We start from the raw sequence: 20,087 nt of genomic DNA on the forward strand, positions 1-20,087 counted from the left end.
CGCGACCTACGGCCGGTACGACGTCAGCCCGTCGATTGTCGCGACGACCGAGTGGGAGAAGCGCGCGTCCGGCGTGTTCGGGACGGGCGCGGGCCGGTCGAGGTAGATCAGGGCCGGCCGGCTCGCCCACGTCCCGGCGGCGCAGTTGGGTTCGCACTGGTTGTAGTGCTCGGTGCCGAGCCCGACCGCGCGGTCGGCGCTCCACAGCCCCCAGACGATGCCGTCGACGTAGTCGTTGGCGTCGGCACAGGTCAACATCACCTCGGCGGGCTCGGTCGCGAGTGGCCCCATGCCGCACTCGTTCATCAACGCAGGCGCGCGGCCGGGGGTGTCGGACAGCGCGGTCGCCGCCGCCGGGGCGGCGCAGACCGCAGTTGCGGCTGCGACGGTCAGCAGCGCCGACGCCGCGCGGACGGTGACAGAAGTGGTTCGTCGCATGAATCGATCATCGCGCCCGACGACGGAGCCGGCGGGCTCATCGCGTGAATCTGGTGCCCTCGGTGAGACTCGAACTCACACTGGACGGGTTTTGAATCCGTTGCCTCTGCCAATTGGGCTACGAGGGCGAGTTTGCAGTTGTCAGTGCAGGTGTCCACTGTAGAAGATCACGACGGCGGGTGTCGCACCGGATACCCTTTAGGTGGCCGACCGGTCATCTTCGGAGCTGATTATAGGAGAATGTCGACCATGGACCCGTCCTCCGCACGCCCGCCCAAGCGGGTGCTCGTCGCCGAGGACGAGGCGTTGATCCGGCTGGATCTGGTCGAGATGCTCCGCGAAGAGGGCTATGACGTCGTCGGCGAGGCCGCCGACGGCCAGGAAGCCGTCGAGCTCGCCGAGAAGCTGCGGCCCGAGTTGGTGATCATGGACGTGAAGATGCCGCGCCGCGACGGCATCGACGCGGCCTCGGAGATCGCCTCGCGCCGGATCGCGCCGGTGGTCATCCTGACCGCCTTCAGTCAACGCGAACTCGTCGAACGTGCCCGCGACGCCGGGGCGATGGCCTACCTGGTCAAGCCGTTCACGAAGTCGGACCTGGTGCCGGCGGTGGAGTTGGCCACCAGCCGCTTCTCGGAACTGTCCGCGCTCGAGCGTGAGGTCGAGACGCTCTCGGACCGCCTGGACACCCGCAAGCTCATCGACCGGGCCAAGAGCGTGCTGATGGCGGCCGACGGCATGACCGAGCCGGAGGCGTTCGGTTCGATCCAGCGCCTGGCGATGGATCGGCGCACCACGATGAAGGCCATCGCGCAGACGATCCTCGACTCGCTCGCGAAGACCGACGAGCCCGGCTGAACTGCGCCCGGCGCGCCTCGGCGCACCGTTCGGGTCGACCTGTCGGGGGCGCTCCCTAGACTCGGTCGGGTGAGCCCTCAGAAGACCCGACCCGGCCCGTCCGCCACCACCGCACCCGCGGGCGGCGAGGAGCGCCCGCTGCTGTTGCTGCTCGACGGCCACTCGCTGGCCTACCGCGCGTTCTTCGCGATCCCCGCGGACAACTTCAAGACCACCTCCGGCCAGTCCACCAACGCGGTCTTCGGGTTTACCTCGATGCTCATCAACCTGCTGCGCGACGAGCAGCCCACTCACCTCGCGGCTGCGTTCGATGTGTCCCGCCAGACCTTCCGGGCCGAGGCCTTCCCGGATTACAAGGCGAACCGCGCCAAGACCCCGGACGAGTTCAAGGGGCAGGTCGACATCACCAAGGATGTCCTGGCGGCCATGGGGATCCCGGTGATGGCCGAGGAGGGCTTCGAGGCCGACGACATCATCGCCACGCTCACCACGCAGGCGGTCGCGCTGGGCTACCGGGTGCTGGTCTGCACCGGCGACCGCGACTCGCTGCAACTGGTCTCCGACGACGTCACCGTGCTCTACCCCCGCAAGGGCGTGTCGGACCTGACCCGGTTCACCCCGGTCGCGGTCGAGGAGAAGTACGGTCTGACGCCCACCCAGTACCCCGACTACGCGGCCCTGCGCGGCGACCCGTCCGACAACCTGCCCGGCATCCCCGGTGTGGGGGAGAAGACCGCCGCCAAGTGGATTCGCGAGTACGGCAACCTCGACGGGCTGGTCGAGAACGTCGACAAGGTGCGCGGCAAGGTCGGCGACAACCTGCGTGCCCACCTGTCGGGTGTGCTGCTCAATCGGCAGCTGACCGAGATGGTCAAGGACGTCCCGCTGCCCTACACGCCCGACCAGCTCGAGCTGGCGCCGTGGGACCGCGAGAAGATCCACGCGCTGTTCGACGAACTCGAGTTCAAGGTGTTGCGCGACAGGCTCTTCGCGACCCTCCAATCCGCCGAGCCGGAGGCCGAGCAGGGCTTCGACGTGCGTGGCGGCGCGCTCGCTCCGGGCACGGTCGCGGACTGGCTGTCCGAGCACGCCCGCACCGGCGCACGGCACGGGCTGTCGGTGGTCGGTCCGCGCGCGGTGTACGGCAGCGACGCCACCGCGATCGCCATCGCCGCGTCCGACGGCGAGGGCGGCTACCTGGACACCGCCGCGATGACCTCGGAAGACGAAGCGGCACTTGCGCAGTGGCTCGCCGACCCGGCGCAGCCGAAGGCATTGCACGACAGCAAGTGGGCGATCCACGCGTTGCGCGGCCGCGGCATGACCCTGGCCGGCGTCACCAGCGACACCGCGCTCGCCGCCTACCTGGTCCGGCCGGGCCAGCGCACCTTCAACCTGGACGACCTGTCGCTGCGCTACCTGCACCGGGAGCTGCGGGCGGAGGAGTCGGGCGACGGTCAGCTCTCGCTGCTCGACGCGGACGACGGCGAGGAGAAGCAGGCCGAGGCGGAGATCGTCCGCGCCCAGGCGGTGCTGGACCTGGCCACCGCGCTTGACGACGAACTGGCTGCGATCGAGGAGTCGACGCTGCTCAGCGACCTGGAACTGCCGCTGCTGGGGGTGCTCGCCCGGCTCGAATCGGCCGGTATCGCAGTTGATCTCGATCACCTGCACGATCTGCAGTCCGGTTTCGCCGCCCAGGTGCACGATGCGGCGGAGGCCGCGTACGCGGTCATCGGCAAGCAGATCAATCTGGGTTCGCCGAAGCAGCTTCAGGTGGTGCTGTTCGACGAGCTGGGCATGCCGAAGACCAAGCGCACCAAGACCGGCTACACCACCGACGCCGATGCGTTGCAGACCCTGTTCGAGAAGACCGAGCACCCGTTCCTCGAGCACCTGCTCGCGCACCGGGACGCCACCCGGCTCAAGGTGACCGTCGACGGGCTGCTCAAGTCGGTCGCCGAGGACGGACGCATCCACACCACTTTCAACCAGACCGTCGCCGCCACCGGCCGGCTGTCCTCGACCGAACCGAACCTGCAGAACATCCCCGTGCGCACCGAGGCGGGCCGGCAGATCCGGCAGGGCTTTGTCGTCGGCAAGGGGGCGGTCGGCGAGGGGGTCGTCAGCAAGGGGGCGGTCGGCGAGGGCTACGACACGCTGCTCACCGCCGACTACAGCCAGATCGAGATGCGGATCATGGCGCACCTGTCCGGCGACGAGGGCCTGATCGAGGCGTTCAACACCGGCGAGGACCTGCACAACTTCGTCGCGTCCCGCGCCTTCGGGGTGCCGATCGACGAGGTGACCGCCGACCTGCGCCGGCGTGTGAAGGCCATGTCATACGGCCTCGCCTACGGGCTGAGCGCCTACGGCCTCGCCTCGCAGTTGAAGATCTCCACCGAGGAGGCGCGCGAGCAGATGGACGCGTACTTCGCCCGGTTCGGCGGCGTGCGCGACTACCTGCACCAGGTGGTCGAGCAGGCCCGCAAGGACGGCTACACCGCCACCCTGTTCGGCCGGCGCCGCTACCTGCCGGACCTCAACAGCGACAACCGTCAGCGCCGCGAGGTCGCCGAGCGGGCCGCCTTGAACGCGCCGATCCAGGGCACCGCCGCGGACATCATCAAGGTGGCGATGATCAACGTCCAGAACGCGCTGACCGCCGAGGGGCTACGCTCGCGCATGCTGCTGCAGGTGCACGACGAGTTGCTGCTCGAGGTCGTCGAATCCGAGCGCGTGCGGGTCGAGGATCTGGTGCGGACGCAGATGGCCACGGCGATCGAGCTTTCCGTACCGTTGGACGTCTCGGTCGGCGTCGGGCGATCGTGGGATGCGGCCGCACACTGAGACTGCCGCGAACTGAGAGTGCACGGACGAAGGAGTTGCGGATGTCGCTGGGACTGGTGCTGGGCGGTGGAGGTGTCGCCGGGATCGCCTGGGAACTGGGCGTGATCCTCGGGCTCGCCGACGCGGGTGTCTCGGTGCTCGACGCGGACCGCGTGGTCGGCACGTCCGCCGGTTCCGTGGTCGGCGCGCAGGTCACCAGTGGGGTGCCGATCGAGGAACTCTTCGAGGCGCAACTCGCCGCGACCACGGCGGAGCGGTCCGTCGACTTCGACGTCGACAAGCTGGTCGAGATGCTTGCCACCCTGCAGGCCGAATCCCTCGACCCCACCGAGGCACTGCGGCGGATCGGCACCGCGGCGCTGGCGGCGAAGACCGTCACCGAGGCCGAGCGGATGAGCATCATCGAAGCCCGTCTGCCGTCGAGGGAGTGGCCCGACCGCGATCTGGTCATCACCGGTGTGCACGCGATGACCGGTGAGTTCTGCACCTGGACCCGTGATTCCGGTGTGCCGCTGGCCGACGCGGTGGCCGCGAGCTGCGCGGTCCCCGGCGTATGGCCGCCGGCCACGGTCGGCGGGCGTCGTTACATCGACGGCGGCATCGCCTCGCCGACCAACGCCACCCTCGCCCGCGGCTGCTCGGAGGTGCTGGTCATCGCACCGATGGTCGACTCGACGGTCGGTCCGGGACTGGAAGCGGAGCTCGCCGAACTGGGCGTGGCCGCCCGCTCCGCGGTGGTCGTGCCGGACGAGGCGTCCCAGGTGGCCTTCGGCACCAATCCACTGGATCCGGCGACCCGCATCCCCGCGGCGAAGGCCGGGCGGGCGCAGGGAAGGGTCGAGGCGTTCCGCGTCGGTATCGGCCTGTCACTCTGAGTCCGGGCCCCCGCAGTCCCGGCTCCCAGGACCCGGATCGGTGGTATCGCCGACCGCCCAGGCGGTGTGGGCTCCGCCGTCCCAGCGGCGCACCGCGACACCGCTGCCGGTGCGGTCGCGGATCCGCTCGAGCACGCGGACCGCGCCGCCGACCTGATCGGGGAACAGTCGCCGCGCCAACGTCACGTGCGGCGTCCACGTGCCCGGTGCGGTGTGCGACGCGCTGCCCGGGCAGGGGCGCATCATCGCGAACACGCGCTCCTGCAACTCGAGTAGTTCCACGGACGGCACGACCAGCCTGGCCAGCACGCTGCGTCGGCCTGGGAACACCACCAGCCCGCCGAGGCGCACGGTGACCGGCTCGAACCAGCCCGGCCGGGCCAGCTGCTTCTCGATGCGGGGGAACACCTCGTCGGCCACCGCGAGCGTGATGTGCGGGCGATGCCTGTCCGGATCGGGCACCCCGCCGTGCAGTTCGCCGGATTCGCGCAACCGCAGCCACTGGGTCCGCACCGCGGATTCCGTCTCCTGGTCGAGCAGCAACTCCACCGACTGCACCATCACCCGCTCCCGCCGCCTGCCGCCGCCGCGCCCCGTCTCGGAGCGAACCGCCTTGCCTCATTCTCCCGTGCTGCCGGGCCTCGCGCGCGACATCGGCCCCGCCGCCGGACTCGTGCGAGATGATGACCCCGTGACGACATTGCAGCTGGGCCTGCTCGAGGGCGACGGCATCGGGCGTGAGGTGGTCCCCGCCGCGGCACGGGTCGTGGAATCCGCGCTGGCGGCCGCGGGCGCGGCACCCGTCGAGTGGGTGAGGCTGCCGCTCGGCGCCGACGCGATCGCCGAGTTCGGCGCCGCCGTCCCCGAGCCGACCCTCGCCGCACTGGAACGGCTGCCCGGCTGGATCCTCGGCCCGCACGACAACGCGTCCTATCCGGAGGCCCACCGCGCCGCGCTCCCGCCCGGCGGGCTGATCCGTCACCGGTTCGACCTGTTCGCGAACATCCGCCCCGCGACCGTGCTGCCGGGAGTGCGGGCGACCGTGCCCGACATGGACCTGGTGATCGTGCGGGAGAACACCGAGGGGTTCTACGCGGACCGCAACATGTACACGGGCAGTGGCGAATTCATGCCGACCCCCGACGTGGCGATGGCGGTCGCCGTGGTCACCCGGCGGGCTTGCGAGCGGATCGTGCGCGTCGCGTTCGACCTGGCCCGCCGGCGTCGCCGCCGCGTCACCGTCGTGCACAAGGCGAACGTGCTGTCGCTGACCACCGGCATGTACCTGGACGTGGCCCGCGAGATCGGCCGCGACCATCCCGACGTCACCCTCGACGACCAGCACGTCGACGCGATGGCCGCGCACCTGGTCCGCCGCGGCGGCGACTTCGACGTCGTCGTCACCGAGAACATGTTCGGCGACATCCTCTCCGATCTGGCGGGGGAGCTGTCCGGGTCGCTCGGCACGGCCCCGTCGCTCAACGCCTCGCAGACCAAGGCGATGGCGCAGGCCGCGCACGGCGCTGCCCCGGACATCGCCGGGCACAACCGTGCCAACCCGACCGCGATGATCCTGTCCGCGGCTATGCTGTTGTACCGGCTCGGCGAGTTCCGCGGCGACCCGACCCTGGCGGACGCCGCGCGCCGCATCACCCGCGCGGTGCGCACCACCACCGAATCCGGCGTGGCCACCGCGGATCTGGGCGGGCTCGCATCGACGAGCCAGTTCACCGAGATGGTCACCGCCCGGGTCGCGCGCCGCTGAGTCCCGGCGTCGAGCCGGGGCGCTGAGCAGGGATCTTGCACGAGGCGCCGGTGCGGACACGTACCCTGACCGGGTGCCAGTTCGAAGATCCGTGGGTTCGTCCGCGCCGATCGGCCGCGGATCCCGCAGGATCGGCCGCGGCCGGGCGGCGTCGCTCTGCATGGTGTCGACCGCACTCGCCGCGTTGCTGGGAGTGTCGGCCTGTGCGCACAACGACGAGGGTCTGGTCCCGCCACGCACGGCCGTCCACGTGACCGAGGTCCCCGAGATCGCCGCGCTGGTGCCCGCGGACATCAGGTCCTCCGGGAGGCTGGTCGTGGGCACCAATCCGCCCTACGCCCCCAACGAGTTCAAGGACGCGTCGGGTCACATCGTGGGCTTCGATGTGGACCTGCTCAACGCGGTGGGCGCCGTGCTCGGACTGCGGGTGGACTACCAGCAGTCCGACTTCGAGAAGATCATCCCCGCGGTCCAGGCCGGCACCTTCAACCTCGGCATGTCCTCGTTCACCGACTCGCCCGAGCGGGAGAAGGCGGTCGACTTCGTCGACTACTACCGGGCGGGGACGCAGTGGGCGCAGCGCACCGGGGAGCGCATCGACCCGAACAACGCCTGCGGCCTGCGGGTGGCGGTGCAGACCACCACGACCCAGGACACCGACGAGATCCCCGCGAAGAGCGAGGCCTGCGTCGCCGCGGGCCGGCCGCCCATCGACAAGGTCAAGTACGACAGCCAGGACGAGGCGACCAACGCGCTGATCCTCGGCCGGGTCGACGCCCTGTCCGCGGACTCGCCGGTGACCGCGTACGCCGTCAAGCGCAGCAAGGGCCGACTGATCATGGACGGGCAGGTGTTCGACTCGGCACCCTACGGCTGGCCGGTGCGCAAGGGCTCGCCGCTCGGACCGGCGTTGCAGCGGGCCATGCAGCACCTGATCGACACCGGCGTGTACCGACAGATCACCGACGACTGGGGGCTGCAGGCAGGAATGATCACGACGTCACAGATCAACGGCGCGGCATGACCGGGCCCGACCCCGCCGGGCAGGCGCGCCCTCCCGTCGGCCACGATGCCGAGCCGGAGCCGATCAAGGCCGTGCCGCTGCGCCGGCCCGGACGGTGGATCGCCGCGATCGTCATCGCCGTCGCGTTCGCACTGTTCGCCTATGGGGCGGCCACGAACAAGGCCTTCGCGTGGGATGTGTACGCGCGCTACCTGTTCGACGCGCGGATCAGTGAGGCCGCGTGGAAGACCATCCAGCTCACCGTGCTGGCGATGGTGCTCGCGGTGGTGCTCGGCGTGCTGCTCGCGGTGATGCGGCTCTCGCCGAATCCGGTGCTGCGCACCTCGTCGTGGCTCTATCTGTGGGTGTTCCGCGGGACGCCGGTGTACGTCCAACTGGTGTTCTGGGGTCTGTTCCCGTCGATCTACAAGACGCTGGACCTCGGCATCCCGTTCGTGCACCAGTTCGCGCACATCGACCTGCAGGATCTGCAGGCGGCCTTCGCCTTTGCGGTCATCGGACTGGGCCTGAACGAGGCCGCCTACATGGCCGAGATCGTGCGCGCCGGGATCAACTCGGTCAACGAGGGGCAGAGCGAGGCGTCGGTCGCGCTGGGCATGTCGTGGTCGCAGACGATGCGGCGCACGGTGCTGCCACAGGCGATGCGGGTGATCATCCCGCCCACCGGCAACGAGCTGATCGGGATGCTCAAAACCACGTCGCTGGTCAGCGCGGTGCCGTACACGCTCGAACTCTACGGCCGCCAACGCGACATCGCCGGGGTGATCTTCGAGCCGATCCCGCTGCTGCTGGTCGCCGCCACCTGGTATCTGGCGATCACCAGCGTGCTGATGATCGGCCAGCACTTCCTCGAGAAGCGGTACTCGAAGGGCGCCACCCGGGCGTTGACGGGGCGGCAGTTGCGGGCGCTCGCACGTGCCCAGCAGGTGGGCGAGGTGGGCGGACAGGGTGTGGGCGACGGGCCGGGACCGGGAGAAGAGCACGCATGACGACCGAATCCACCGAGACGCCGATGGTCGTGGCCGACCGCGTCTGCAAGAACTTCGGGGCGCTCAAGGTGCTGCGCGGCGTCTCGCTCGAGATCGAGCGGGGCAAGGTGCTGTGCCTGATCGGCCCCTCGGGCTCGGGCAAGTCGACGTTCCTGCGGTGCATCAACCACCTCGAGCGGGTCAACGCCGGTCGGCTGTATGTCGACGGTGAGCTGGTCGGCTACTCCGAGCGCGGCGGCAAGCTGTACGAGCTGCACCCGCGCCAGGCCGCCCGGCAGCGCCGCGACATCGGCATGGTGTTCCAGCACTTCAACCTGTTCCCGCACCGGACCGTGCTGGAGAATGTCATCGAGGCGCCGATCCTCGTCAAGAAGGTCCGGAAGAAGCAGGCGGTCGAGCGGGCGCGTGAGCTGCTCGACCAGGTGGGCCTGGCCGTGAAGGCGGATGCGTACCCGGCGCAGCTCTCGGGTGGTCAGCAACAGCGGGTGGCGATTGCGCGGGCGCTGGCGATGGAACCGAAGCTGATGCTGTTCGACGAGCCGACCTCCGCGCTCGATCCCGAACTCGTGGGGGAGGTGCTCGGGGTGATGAAGGACCTCGCGTCGGCGGGGATGACGATGGTGGTCGTCACCCACGAGATGGGGTTCGCGCGCGAGGTCGCCGACGAGTTGGTGTTCATGGACGGCGGGGTCGTGGTCGAGGCCGGCCCGCCGCGGGAGCTGCTCGCGAACCCCCGGCACGAGCGCACGCAGGCGTTCTTGTCGAAGCTGCTCTAGCGGGCGTTACGCGGCCGCGTTCACCGCGGCTTGTGGCTGCAGAAGATTGCGGTGCCGGGGAAGAGCTGTCCGCGCAGGGGGCTCCACTGGCCCCATTCGCGGTCGAGCCACTCGGGCCAGTCCGGCTCGACGATGTCGTCGACCACCAGCCCGGCAGCGACCAGTTCGCGGACCCGGTCACCGATCGTGCGGTGGTGCTCGACGTAGGTCGGCGTGCCCGCGGCGTCTACCTCGACGTACGGGGTGCGGTCGAAGTACGGCATCGTCGCGACCAGGCCGGCCGGACCGGGGTCGTCGGGGAAGATCCAGCGCATCGGGTGGTTGACCGAGAACACCCACCGACCGCCGGGGCGCAGCACGCGGGCTACCTCACGCATCACCCGTGCAGAATCCGCCACGAACGGAACACCACCGAAAGCCGAACAGGCCAGGTCGAATCCGGCGTCGGCGAACGGCAGGAATTCGGCCCCCGCCTGGATCAGCGGCACCTGGGGGCCGCCGCGTTCCATCGCGGCCAGCCCGCGCGCGAGCATGCCGCCGGACAGATCCAGCCCGACCGCCTCGGCACCCTGGCCGGCGAGCCAGCGCGCGCACGGCGCCGACCCGCACCCGATCTCCAGGACCCGCCGGCCCGCGACCTCGCCGAGCAGGTGGACGTCGCCCTCGTGCAGGCCCTCCGGACACCACACGAACTCGCCGGCGTCCGAGTCGGCGCCGAGGAAATCGCCGTGGGTGCGGTGGTAGGCGTCGGCGTCGGCGTCCCACCAGGCGCGACTGGCCTGCTGGCTGGCTTCGGTCCCGATCCGGGCGCGGGCGACGGCGGCGGTGCCCAGCGCGGCCTCCGCGGCGGCGTGGCGGTCGTGTTCACTCATGACGGTTGCAACCTACCCGGGTGGGTTTGCCCAGGTAACAGTCGGTCTAGTAGCCTGGACACTTGCGAGTGTCGGTAGTGCTGCACGGGTCTTGCAGATCTCCTCGCCGGAGATGCCGATCGCGGTGCGCCGGGCACTCGTGAGTCCGACCGAACACCGTCAACCGATACCAATCCTTCCGGAGCAACTCACCTAATGCCCACCACCACTTCCACCTCGCCGCAGGTAGCCGTCAACGACATCGGCTCCGCCGAGGACTTCCTCGCCGCCATCGACAAGACGATCAAGTACTTCAACGATGGCGACATCGTCGAGGGCACCATCGTCAAGGTCGACCGCGACGAGGTCCTGCTCGACATCGGCTACAAGACCGAGGGTGTCATCCCCTCGCGTGAGCTGTCGATCAAGCACGACGTCGACCCCAACGAGGTCGTTTCCGTCGGCGACGAGGTCGAGGCCCTTGTTCTCACCAAGGAGGACAAGGAGGGTCGCCTGATCCTGTCGAAGAAGCGCGCCCAGTACGAGCGCGCGTGGGGCACCATCGAGGAGCTCAAGGAGAAGGACGAGGCCGTCAAGGGCACCGTCATCGAGGTTGTCAAGGGTGGCCTGATCCTCGACATCGGCCTGCGCGGCTTCCTGCCGGCGTCGCTGGTCGAGATGCGCCGCGTCCGCGACCTCCAGCCGTACGTCGGCAAGGAGATCGAGGCCAAGATCATCGAGCTGGACAAGAACCGCAACAACGTGGTCCTGTCGCGTCGCGCCTGGCTCGAGCAGACCCAGTCCGAGGTCCGCAGCGAGTTCCTGCACCAGCTGCAGAAGGGCCAGGTCCGCAAGGGCGTCGTGTCCTCGATCGTCAACTTCGGCGCGTTCGTCGACCTCGGCGGCGTCGACGGTCTGGTGCACGTCTCCGAGCTGTCCTGGAAGCACATCGACCACCCGTCCGAGGTCGTGCAGGTCGGCGACGAGGTCACCGTCGAGGTCCTCGACGTGGACATGGACCGCGAGCGCGTGTCCCTGTCGCTCAAGGCCACCCAGGAAGACCCGTGGCGTCAGTTCGCCCGCACCCACGCGATCGGTCAGATCGTGCCGGGCAAGGTCACCAAGCTCGTTCCGTTCGGCGCATTCGTCCGCGTCGAGGAGGGCATCGAGGGCCTGGTGCACATCTCCGAGCTGGCCGAGCGCCACGTGGAGGTTCCGGACCAGGTCGTGTCCGTCGGCGACGACGCGATGGTCAAGGTCATCGACATCGACCTGGAGCGTCGCCGCATCTCGCTGTCGCTCAAGCAGGCGAACGAGGACTACACGGAAGAGTTCGACCCGTCGAAGTACGGCATGGCCGACAGCTACGACGAGCAGGGCAACTACATCTTCCCCGAGGGCTTCGACGCCGAGACCAACGAGTGGCTCGAGGGCTTCGACAAGCAGCGTGAAGAGTGGGAAGGCCGCTACGCCGAGGCCGAGCGTCGCCACAAGATGCACACCGCTCAGATGGAGAAGATGGCTGCCGACGAGGCCGCCGAGGCCGCAGCGGGTGCCGCCGGCACCAACTACTCCTCGGAGAGTGGCGCCGAGTCCCGTGACGCGGGCACCGGTTCGTCCGGTGGCTCCCTCGCGAGCGACGCACAGCTGGCCGCGCTCCGCGAGAAGCTGTCGGGTAACGCCTGATCGCACGGGCTGCCTGATGGCGACCGTCCGATGACGGTCACCTGATCCGCCTGATCAACCGGGCCCCGATCCTCACCAGAGGGTCGGGGCCCGGTCGCGTCCGGGGAGCGTGTGGAAGACTCGTGGCCGTGCTGAGAGTGGGATTGACCGGAGGTATCGGAGCCGGCAAGTCGACGGTGTCCAAGGCGCTGGCGGCCAAGGGCGCGGTGATCGTCGACGCAGACCTGATCGCCCGCGAGGTCGTCGAGCCGGGGACCCCCGGACTCGCCGCCCTGGTGGAGGCGTTCGGCGAGGACATTCTGGCCGCCGACGGCACGCTCGACCGCCCGGGCCTGGCCGCCAAGGCCTTCGCCTCCGACGAGGCCCGGGGCCGGCTCAACGCGATCCTGCATCCGCTGATCGGTGCGCGCACAGCCGAACTGGTCGAGGGCGCCGGCCCAGATGCGGTCGTCGTCCAGGACATCCCGCTGCTCGTGGAGGGCGGTCTGGCCCCGGCGTTCCACATCGTGGTGATCGTCCACGCCGACGTCGAGGAACGGATCCGCCGGCTGGTGAACTTCCGCGGCATCCCCGAGGCCGACGCACGGGCGCGGGTGGCGGCGCAGGCGAACGACGACCAGCGCCGCCTGGCCGCCGACGTGTGGCTGGACAACACCGGCGACCCCGCGGACCTGGCCGCCGCGGTCGACGAACTGTGGGAGGAGCGGCTGCGGCCTTACCAGCGCAACCTGCTGACCGGTACCCCGGCCCGCTGCTCGCAGATCCTCGTCGAGTCGGACCCCGATTGGGCGCGGCAGGGCGAGCGGCTGGCGGCCAGGCTGCGCGCGGCGTGCGGCGACCGTGCGGTACGGGTGGACCACATCGGGCCGACGGCGGTGCCCGGACTCGCCGCGCGCGACGTGATCGACCTGCAGGTCTGCGTGCCGAGCATGGCGGTCGCCGACGAACTTGCCGATGTGCTGGCCGCCGCCGGGTTCCCGCGGCAGCACGACCGCGCCGACGGGGACCTGATCGACGAGGACCTGGCGGACTGCCTGGCCGACGATCCGTCCGATGGCGACCTGCGACTGCACGGGGCGGCCGACCCGGACCGTCCGGCGATGATCCATGTCCGCGAGAGCGGTTCGGCGGGGGAGCACTGTGCGTTGATCCTGCGCGACTGGCTGCGCGCCGATGCGGCCACCCGCGCCGACTACGCGGGGAGCGTGCACAGCGGCAGCACCCAGCGGCAGTGGCTGCAGGCCCACCGCGAGGGCGCCCTCGCCTGGGCGGACGCGGCGGGCTGGACCATCACCGCCAGCTGATCGGCATCCCCAGCGAGTCCAGCCAGCGGCCGAGGTCGTGTCCGTGCGCGGCGAGGCCGTCGATCGCGGCCGCCGCCCGGTGGACCGCCGCCTCGGCGACCGGGCCGTCGAGCAGCCCCGCGACCCGCGCGTCGAGCAACTCGTCGACGTCGAGCAGGCGGGTGTCGCGGCCGGTGCGGACCACCAGGTCCAGGTAGTGGTCCACGGACGTCCACACAGCGCCGCCGTCGGTGAACTCGCCGACGTCCAGGTAGTGGTCCTGGTCCTGTTCGTGCCCGGCGGTGAAGTGGAAGATCGTCGCGCGCAGCCCCAGTTCCGGAAGCAGCCACGACTCGAGGTAGTCGAAGCGCGGATGGTCGGCGGTGCGGGCCATGTACAGGCCCCACGGCCGGCGGTCGTAACGCTCGACCGGCCGGACGAACCCCTTCGGGTCGGTGTTGGTCATCGCGACGAGATCGAACGTCTCGTGCTTGGGGGGATGGACCGCGGGCCGGGCCGGCTCGGTGCCGTTCATGTGCGCAACCTACCTTGTCGGTGGCGGCGTTTACCCTGGTCTCATGGCTTTCGCAGCAGAGCATCCGGTGTTGGCCCACTCGGAGTTCCGGCCGGTCGGCGAGATCGAGCGCACCGAGGGGCGTTTCGAGGTGGTCAGCGAGCACCAGCCGGCGGGCGACCAGCCGCAGGCCATCGCCGAGCTGACCAAGCGGATCACCGCGGGGGAGAAGGACGTGGTGCTCCTCGGCGCGACCGGCACCGGCAAGTCGGCCACCACGGCATGGATGATCGAGCAGCTCCAGCGCCCCGCACTGGTGATGGCGCCGAACAAGACCCTGGCCGCCCAGTTGGCCAACGAGCTGCGGGAGATGTTGCCGCACAACGCCGTCGAGTACTTCGTCTCGTACTACGACTACTACCAGCCCGAGGCGTACATCGCGCAGACCGACACCTACATCGAGAAGGACTCGTCGATCAACGACGACGTGGAGCGGTTGCGCCACTCGGCCACCTCCGCGCTGCTCTCGCGCCGCGACGTCGTGGTGGTCGCCTCGGTGTCGTGCATCTACGGCCTGGGTACACCGCAGTCGTACCTGGACCGCTCGGTCCAGCTCGAGGTCGGTGTCGAGGTGCCGCGCGACGCGCTGCTGCGACTGCTGGTCGACGTCCAGTACACCCGCAACGACATGGCGTTCTCCCGCGGCACGTTCCGGGTCAAGGGCGACACCGTCGACATCATCCCGGCCTACGAGGAACTGGCCGTGCGCATCGAGTTCTTCGGTGACGAGATCGAGGGTTTGTACTACCTGCACCCGCTGACCGGGGACGTGGTCCGGCGGGTCGACTCGCTGCGGATCTTCCCGGCGACCCACTACGTCGCGGGCCCCGAGCGGATGGAACGCGCGGTCCGCGACATCGAGGCCGAACTCGAGGAGCGGCTCTCCGACCTGGAGAACCGCGGCAAGCTGCTCGAGGCGCAGCGGCTGCGCATGCGCACCAACTACGACATCGAGATGATCAAACAGGTCGGGTTCTGCTCCGGCATCGAGAACTACTCGCGGCACATCGACGGCCGGCCCGCGGGGTCCGCGCCCGCGACGCTGATCGACTACTTCCCGGACGATTTCCTGCTGGTCATCGACGAATCGCACGTGACCGTGCCGCAGATCGGCGCCATGTACGAGGGCGACATGTCCCGCAAGCGCAACCTCGTAGACTTCGGGTTCCGGCTGCCGTCGGCGGTCGACAACCGCCCGCTGACCTGGGACGAGTTCGCCGCGCGGATCGGACAGACGGTGTACCTGTCCGCCACCCCCGGCGACTACGAGATGGGTGCGGCCGGCGGCGAGTTCGTCGAGCAGGTGATCCGCCCGACGGGTCTGATCGACCCGAAGGTCGTGGTCAAGCCGACGAAGGGGCAGATCGACGACCTGGTGCACGAGATCCGCGGCCGAGCCGAGCGCGACGAGCGCGTGCTGGTCACCACGCTGACCAAGAAGATGGCCGAGGACCTGACCGACTATCTGCTCGAGCTGGGCATCCGGGTGCGCTACCTGCACTCCGACATCGACACGCTGCGCCGGGTGGAGTTGCTGCGGCAGTTGCGCCTCGGCGAGTACGACGTGCTGGTCGGCATCAACCTGCTGCGTGAGGGTCTCGACCTGCCCGAGGTGTCGCTGGTGGCGATCCTCGACGCCGACAAGGAAGGCTTCCTGCGCAGCACCCGCAGCCTCATCCAGACCATCGGCCGCGCCGCCCGCAACGTGTCCGGCGAGGTGCACATGTACGCCGACAAGATCACCGATTCGATGGCGAACGCCATCGAGGAGACCGAGCGCCGCCGCGAGAAGCAGGTCGCCTACAACACGGAGATGGGTGTCGACCCGCAGCCGCTGCGCAAGAAGATCGCCGACATCCTCGACCAGGTCTACGAAGAGGCCGAGGACACCGAGTTGGTGGAGGTCGGCGGGTCCGGTCGCAACGCGAGCCGCGGACGGCGAGCACAGGGCGAGAGCGGCCGGGCTGTCAGCGCGGGCGTGTACGAGGGCCGCGACGTCAAGTCGATGCCGCGCGCCGAACTGGCGGACCTGATCTCCTCGCTCTCGGACCAGATGATGAACGCCGCGCGCGACCTGCAGTTCGAGCTGGCCGCACGGCTGCGCGACGAGATCTCCGACCTGAAGAAGGAACTGCGCGGAATGGACGCGGCCGGGCTGAAGTGAGCCCGGCTCCGCCGTGCGCGCGACGCACCGGCGGTGCGTTACCGTCGTCCCATGGACGCGAATTCTGCTGGCAGGCAGGCAAAGGCCCTCGACCAGATCCACGCGATGTCGTACTTCGCCCCGGAGATGGGCGAGAGCCTCGCCGGCGTCGGCCTCGAACCCGGTGGCATGCCGTACTTCGCGAGCAGGTCGGCGGCGATGGGAGCGGTCGGCGCTGCCGTGGTCGCGGCGACCTTCTACACGTTCAACCCCGAACTGGTTGCCCGATTCATCCCGCGCGCATGGGAACTCGCGTCCCCCGAGCAGATTGTCGCAGCGAGGTACGCCGGCGCGGATGGCGCGTTGCGCCGCATCCTCGGGGCGGACCGCATCGGCTCGCCCGAGCTGGCCGAGGCCGCCGAACTGGCCGCCATCGCGGCCCGCGCCGCCCGGCCGGAGGGGCGGCCGCTGTTCGCCGCCCACGCCCAGGTGCCGTGGCCGGAGCAGCCGCACCTGTCGCTCTGGCATGCGTTGACCCTGTTGCGCGAGTACCGCGGCGACGGTCACATGGTGGCGTTGCAGGCCGCAGGGCTGTCCGGGATCGAAGCGCTGATCACGCACACCGCGACGGGCACCGGTTTCACCGCCGACGCCGCTCGCAGCCGTCGGGGCTGGTCGCAGCAGCAGTGGGACACCGCGGTCGGCGACCTGCGCGACCGCGAACTGCTCGGCAGTTCCGGCGAGCTGACCGAATTGGGTGCGGAGACACGGCAGGTCGTCGAGGACCTGACCGACGACCTCGCGCTGCCCGCGTGGTCGGAACTCGGCGACGACGGGCTCGCGCGGCTGGCCGAACTGGCCGAGCCGATCCGCCGGGCGGTTGTCGAGTCGGGGGCGTTCCCCGCGCAGATCTTCGGGCCGCGCTGGGGCAAGTACTGACGCGGGTACCGAAGACGACGAGCAGTGCCGGTGCGAGGCGGATCACAGTCGAGCGCGCGGATGCTCTCTCGCCACTGCAGCAGGGGTTTTCGCGGCGATCATGCCTATGATCGACACCTGCAACGAGCACAGCGCTCACAGACGGTGCACGACGACGCGCGGCAAAACGCCATCGCAGCACTGCGATGGCGATACTCTCAGCGCGGGTCGATGTGCACCCCGTGTCGCGCCCCGCTCATGACAACCATGATCCATGGAGGACTGCATGACCGCCTACCGCACCATCGTCGTCGGAACCGATGGCTCCGATTCGTCGATGAAGGCAGTGGAGAAGGCCGGTGCACTGGCGGCCGGAGCCGACAGCAAGCTCGTCATCGCGTGCGCCTACTTCCCGTCCGATCCGCGCGACGTCGAGTCCGCGGCCGACAAGCTGGGCGAGGACGCCTACCAGGTGCGCGGCGCGGCGCCGACCTACGAGATCCTGCGGACCGCCAAGGAGCGCGCGCAGGCCGCCGGTGCGCACACGGTCGTCGAGCGTTCCATCGTCGGGGCGCCGGTCGAGTCGCTGCTCGGGCTGGTCGACGAGGTCGAGGGCGACCTGCTGGTCGTCGGCAACCGCGGGCTGAACACGCTCACCGGCCGGCTGCTCGGCTCCGTGCCGTCCGACGTCGCCCGCAAGTCCGACTGCGACGTGTTGATCGTGCACACCGTCCGCTGATCACGCGGCGGCCTCGGCCAGTCCGTCGAGCACCGGCGGCAGGTCGAGGCTGTGCACGATCCCGAGCTGTTGCGTGGCGCGGGTCAGCGCCACGTACAGGTCGTTGAGTCCGCGGGACGATTCGTCGACGATCGCCTGCGGCTCCACGATGAACACCGCGTCGAACTCCAGTCCCTTCGCCTGGCCGACGGTCAGCACGCTGACCTCACCGGCGGTCAGCTCACGGTAGTCGTCCACGGTGCCGTTCGGCACGAGGACCGCGCTCAGTCGGCCCGCGGGTACCTCGGCCAGCGCCGCCCGCAGCGCGTCGAGGTGCTCGTCCGGCCGGACCTTGCGGGCCCACGGCAGCCGGCCCGAGGAACGGATCGAGCGCGGCGGCGTCTGCTCCGGCGCGATCCGCTCGAGGACCCCCGTCGCCACATCCATGATCTCGCTGGGTGTGCGGTAGTTGACGGTCAGCTCGTGCAGCTTCCAGCGCTGTGCCACATAGGGTTCGAGCACCGCATTCCAGGAACTGCTGCCGGCCGGGTCGCCGGTCTGGGCGGTGTCGCCCACCACCGTCATCCACCGGTTCGGGCAGCGGCGCATCAGCATCCGCCACGCCATTTCCGAGAGTTCCTGGGCCTCGTCGACGATCACGTGCCCGTAGGTCCAGGTACGGTCGCCGGCCGCGCGCTCGGCGGTGGTCAGGTTGTCGGTCGAACGCTGTCGTTCGGCCAACTGGCCTGCGTCGATCAGGTCGTACGCCATCAGGATCTCGGGGTCCAGGTCGTCCTCGAGATCCTGGGGTGCGGACCCGGTGAGGATGTCCAGCGCCCCCTGCGCGTCGGCGATCTGCTTGCGCCACTGGCGGGCCCGGCGGTCCTGCTCGGCGGACTCGTCGATGCCCAGCAACTCGGCGAGCTCGTCGAGCAGGGGAGCGTCGGCGGCGCTGAACCCGGCCGCGGTGCGCAGCAGCGCGGCGCGCTGGGCGTCGGTCAGTTCCGGTGCGGCGGTGGCGAGCCGCTTCGCGGAGCGCAGCAGGTCCGACAGCACCTGCTGCGGGGTCAGCTCGGGCCAGAGCCGATCGATCGCCGCCAGCACCTCGGGGTCGTGGCGCATCTCGTCGCGGATGTCGGCGATGTCGCTGCGCGAGAGCAGGTTCGAGCCGTCGACGAGGTTCTCGCCGACGACCGCCGCGAATTTCTCGGCCAGCGCGTCGACGATCATCGAGGCGAACAGCGGCCGAGCGAGGTTGTGCGGGCGGCGCGAGGACCGCGCCCGACCGCGCGCACGGGTGCACATCTTGCGGTCCAGCGCGAGCGTGTAGGTGTCGTAGCGGATCTCGATCGGCGAGGTCGGCACCTGCTGTCGGTCGCGCACCGCGTTGCGCAGTACGTCGACCATGTCGGTCGACCCCTTGATGGTGCCGGCCTCGATCGAATCCTCCACCGTCGCATGCACTCCCGGATAGAGGTTGCCGATGGTGGAGAGCAGCACGCCGGTCTCGCCCAGCGAGGGCAGCACCTGGCCGATGTAGTCGAGGAACGTCTCGTTCGGCCCGATGATCAGGACACCGCTGCGGGCCAACTGCTTTCGGTACGTGTACAGCAGGTATGCGGCGCGGTGCAGTGCGACGGCGGTCTTGCCGGTGCCGGGACCGCCCTGCACCACCATCACCGACTTGTGTTCGGAGCGGATGATCCGGTCCTGCTCGCCCTGGATCGTCTCGACGATGTCGTTCATCTGGCCGGTGCGGGCAGCGTTCAGCGCGTCGAGCAGCGCTCCCTCGCCGGCGACGCCGCCCGCGCCGGTGCCGCTGTCGCCCTCCCGCAGATCCAGGTGCTCGTCACCGATGGAGGTGACCGTGCGGCCGCGGCTGCGGATGTGCCGGCGCAGGCTCACCCCGTCGGGGGAGGCGGGGGTGGCCAGGTAGAACGGGCGCGCGAGCGGGGCGCGCCAGTCCAGCAGCAGCGTCTCGTAGTCGTTGTCCTCGTCGAGCAGGCCGAGGCGCCCGATGTGCCGCGTCTCGCCGTCGGCCATGTCGAGCCGGCCGAAGCACAGCCCGTTCTCGGCGGCGTCGTACTTGGCGAGGTCCTCGGCGTACATCGCGCTGAACGACTCGCGTTCGGAACGCGCCTGCGGGGTGCCCCCGGACTCGAGCAGGACCGTGCTGAGCCGGGATCGCGCGTAGACGCGCAACGCGTCCAGGTGCTGGTAGAGCGTTGTCAGGTGGGCCTGTTCGGCGGCGATCTCGCCGGTGTTGTCCGTCACGATGGTGGACGACTCTCCTCGGGTGCGTCGAACCGCTTCCCGGCGCCTGTCGGGCGCCGGGATCC

Annotated in this window: 17 protein-coding genes and 1 tRNA gene; 12 read left to right on the forward strand and 6 right to left on the reverse strand. The window is 69.9% G+C overall.

The features are described 5' to 3' along the window. Positions 1–6 precede the first annotated feature (6 nt). Both G4X40_RS18445 and G4X40_RS18450 read right to left on the reverse strand, forming a co-directional pair. On the reverse strand, positions 7–438 hold the full coding sequence (locus G4X40_RS18445; protein WP_277834624.1) for a hypothetical protein: 432 nt from the start codon (positions 436–438) through the stop codon (positions 7–9). A 51-nt stretch (positions 439–489) separates the two neighbouring features. Next, positions 490–566 (reverse strand) — tRNA-Leu (locus G4X40_RS18450). Between the two features lie 121 nt (positions 567–687). Between G4X40_RS18450 and G4X40_RS18455 the strand changes: the two genes are divergently transcribed. From G4X40_RS18455 to G4X40_RS18465, 3 genes are all read left to right on the forward strand, one after another. Next, a complete protein-coding gene (locus tag G4X40_RS18455; protein ID WP_277834625.1) occupies positions 688–1,296 on the forward strand; it encodes an ANTAR domain-containing response regulator in 609 nt (202 codons plus the stop codon). Positions 1,297–1,365: 69 nt separating this feature from the next. Next, positions 1,366–4,146 carry a DNA polymerase I gene (gene polA / locus G4X40_RS18460; RefSeq protein WP_277834627.1) on the forward strand — a complete coding sequence of 927 codons (2,781 nt, stop codon included), beginning with the start codon at positions 1,366–1,368 and terminating at the stop codon, positions 4,144–4,146. A 41-nt stretch (positions 4,147–4,187) separates the two neighbouring features. Further along, a complete protein-coding gene (locus G4X40_RS18465; RefSeq protein ID WP_277834629.1) occupies positions 4,188–5,021 on the forward strand; it encodes a patatin-like phospholipase family protein in 834 nt (277 codons plus the stop codon). Here the strand turns inward: G4X40_RS18465 and G4X40_RS18470 are convergent. After that, positions 5,013–5,582: a 2'-5' RNA ligase family protein gene (locus tag G4X40_RS18470; protein ID WP_277834631.1), complete on the reverse strand. Its 570-nt coding sequence runs from the start codon at positions 5,580–5,582 to the stop codon at positions 5,013–5,015. The two genes, G4X40_RS18465 and G4X40_RS18470, sit on opposite strands and share 9 nt — an antisense overlap. A 130-nt stretch (positions 5,583–5,712) precedes the next feature. On the opposite strand from G4X40_RS18470, the gene G4X40_RS18475 reads away from it, so the two are divergent. The 4 genes from G4X40_RS18475 (at position 5,713) to G4X40_RS18490 (ending at position 9,575) form a co-directional block, all read left to right on the forward strand. Further along, positions 5,713–6,786 (forward strand): isocitrate/isopropylmalate dehydrogenase family protein, encoded by a 1,074-nt coding sequence (locus G4X40_RS18475; protein WP_277834633.1) that lies wholly within the window; start codon positions 5,713–5,715, stop codon positions 6,784–6,786. Between the two features lie 160 nt (positions 6,787–6,946). Beyond that, positions 6,947–7,810, forward strand: coding sequence for an ABC transporter substrate-binding protein (locus G4X40_RS18480; RefSeq protein WP_277834720.1), 864 nt, complete (start codon positions 6,947–6,949; stop codon positions 7,808–7,810). Beyond that, complete coding sequence (locus G4X40_RS18485) at positions 7,807–8,799, forward strand: amino acid ABC transporter permease (protein ID WP_277834635.1); 993 nt, start codon at positions 7,807–7,809, stop codon at positions 8,797–8,799. Before G4X40_RS18480 ends, G4X40_RS18485 begins: the two co-directional genes overlap by 4 nt. Positions 8,800–8,822: 23 nt before the next feature. After that, positions 8,823–9,575 (forward strand): amino acid ABC transporter ATP-binding protein, encoded by a 753-nt coding sequence (locus G4X40_RS18490; RefSeq protein WP_277834721.1) that lies wholly within the window; start codon positions 8,823–8,825, stop codon positions 9,573–9,575. Between the two features lie 20 nt (positions 9,576–9,595). On the opposite strand, the gene G4X40_RS18495 is transcribed toward G4X40_RS18490, so the two are convergent. Further along, positions 9,596–10,447, reverse strand: a complete 852-nt coding sequence (locus tag G4X40_RS18495; RefSeq protein WP_277834636.1) for a class I SAM-dependent methyltransferase — start codon at positions 10,445–10,447, stop codon at positions 9,596–9,598. Positions 10,448–10,642: 195 nt separating this feature from the next. On the opposite strand from G4X40_RS18495, the gene rpsA reads away from it, so the two are divergent. Then, positions 10,643–12,112 carry a 30S ribosomal protein S1 gene (gene rpsA, locus G4X40_RS18500; protein ID WP_277834637.1) on the forward strand — a complete coding sequence of 490 codons (1,470 nt, stop codon included), beginning with the start codon at positions 10,643–10,645 and terminating at the stop codon, positions 12,110–12,112. A gap of 128 nt (positions 12,113–12,240) precedes the next feature. Beyond that, positions 12,241–13,416: a dephospho-CoA kinase gene (gene coaE, locus G4X40_RS18505; RefSeq protein WP_277834722.1), complete on the forward strand. Its 1,176-nt coding sequence runs from the start codon at positions 12,241–12,243 to the stop codon at positions 13,414–13,416. On the opposite strand, the gene G4X40_RS18510 is transcribed toward coaE, so the two are convergent. After that, positions 13,403–13,930: a DUF402 domain-containing protein gene (locus G4X40_RS18510; RefSeq protein WP_277834639.1), complete on the reverse strand. Its 528-nt coding sequence runs from the start codon at positions 13,928–13,930 to the stop codon at positions 13,403–13,405. The two genes, coaE and G4X40_RS18510, sit on opposite strands and share 14 nt — an antisense overlap. Positions 13,931–13,973: 43 nt before the next feature. On the opposite strand from G4X40_RS18510, the gene uvrB reads away from it, so the two are divergent. From uvrB to G4X40_RS18525, 3 genes are all read left to right on the forward strand, one after another. Then, positions 13,974–16,133, forward strand: a complete 2,160-nt coding sequence (gene uvrB, locus G4X40_RS18515) for an excinuclease ABC subunit UvrB (RefSeq protein WP_277834641.1) — start codon at positions 13,974–13,976, stop codon at positions 16,131–16,133. 51 nt (positions 16,134–16,184) lie between these two features. Further along, positions 16,185–17,051: an SCO6745 family protein gene (locus G4X40_RS18520; protein WP_277834642.1), complete on the forward strand. Its 867-nt coding sequence runs from the start codon at positions 16,185–16,187 to the stop codon at positions 17,049–17,051. Positions 17,052–17,316: 265 nt separating this feature from the next. Beyond that, on the forward strand, positions 17,317–17,769 hold the full coding sequence (locus tag G4X40_RS18525) for a universal stress protein (protein WP_277834643.1): 453 nt from the start codon (positions 17,317–17,319) through the stop codon (positions 17,767–17,769). Here the strand turns inward: G4X40_RS18525 and G4X40_RS18530 are convergent, their stop codons facing one another. After that, positions 17,770–20,022, reverse strand: coding sequence for an ATP-binding domain-containing protein (locus G4X40_RS18530; RefSeq protein WP_277834644.1), 2,253 nt, complete (start codon positions 20,020–20,022; stop codon positions 17,770–17,772). It abuts the gene before it with no gap. Positions 20,023–20,087 lie beyond the last annotated feature (65 nt).

Origin of the sequence: Speluncibacter jeojiensis (genome assembly GCF_029589495.1) — a bacterium.
GTDB lineage: Bacteria > Actinomycetota > Actinomycetes > Mycobacteriales > Mycobacteriaceae > Speluncibacter > Speluncibacter jeojiensis.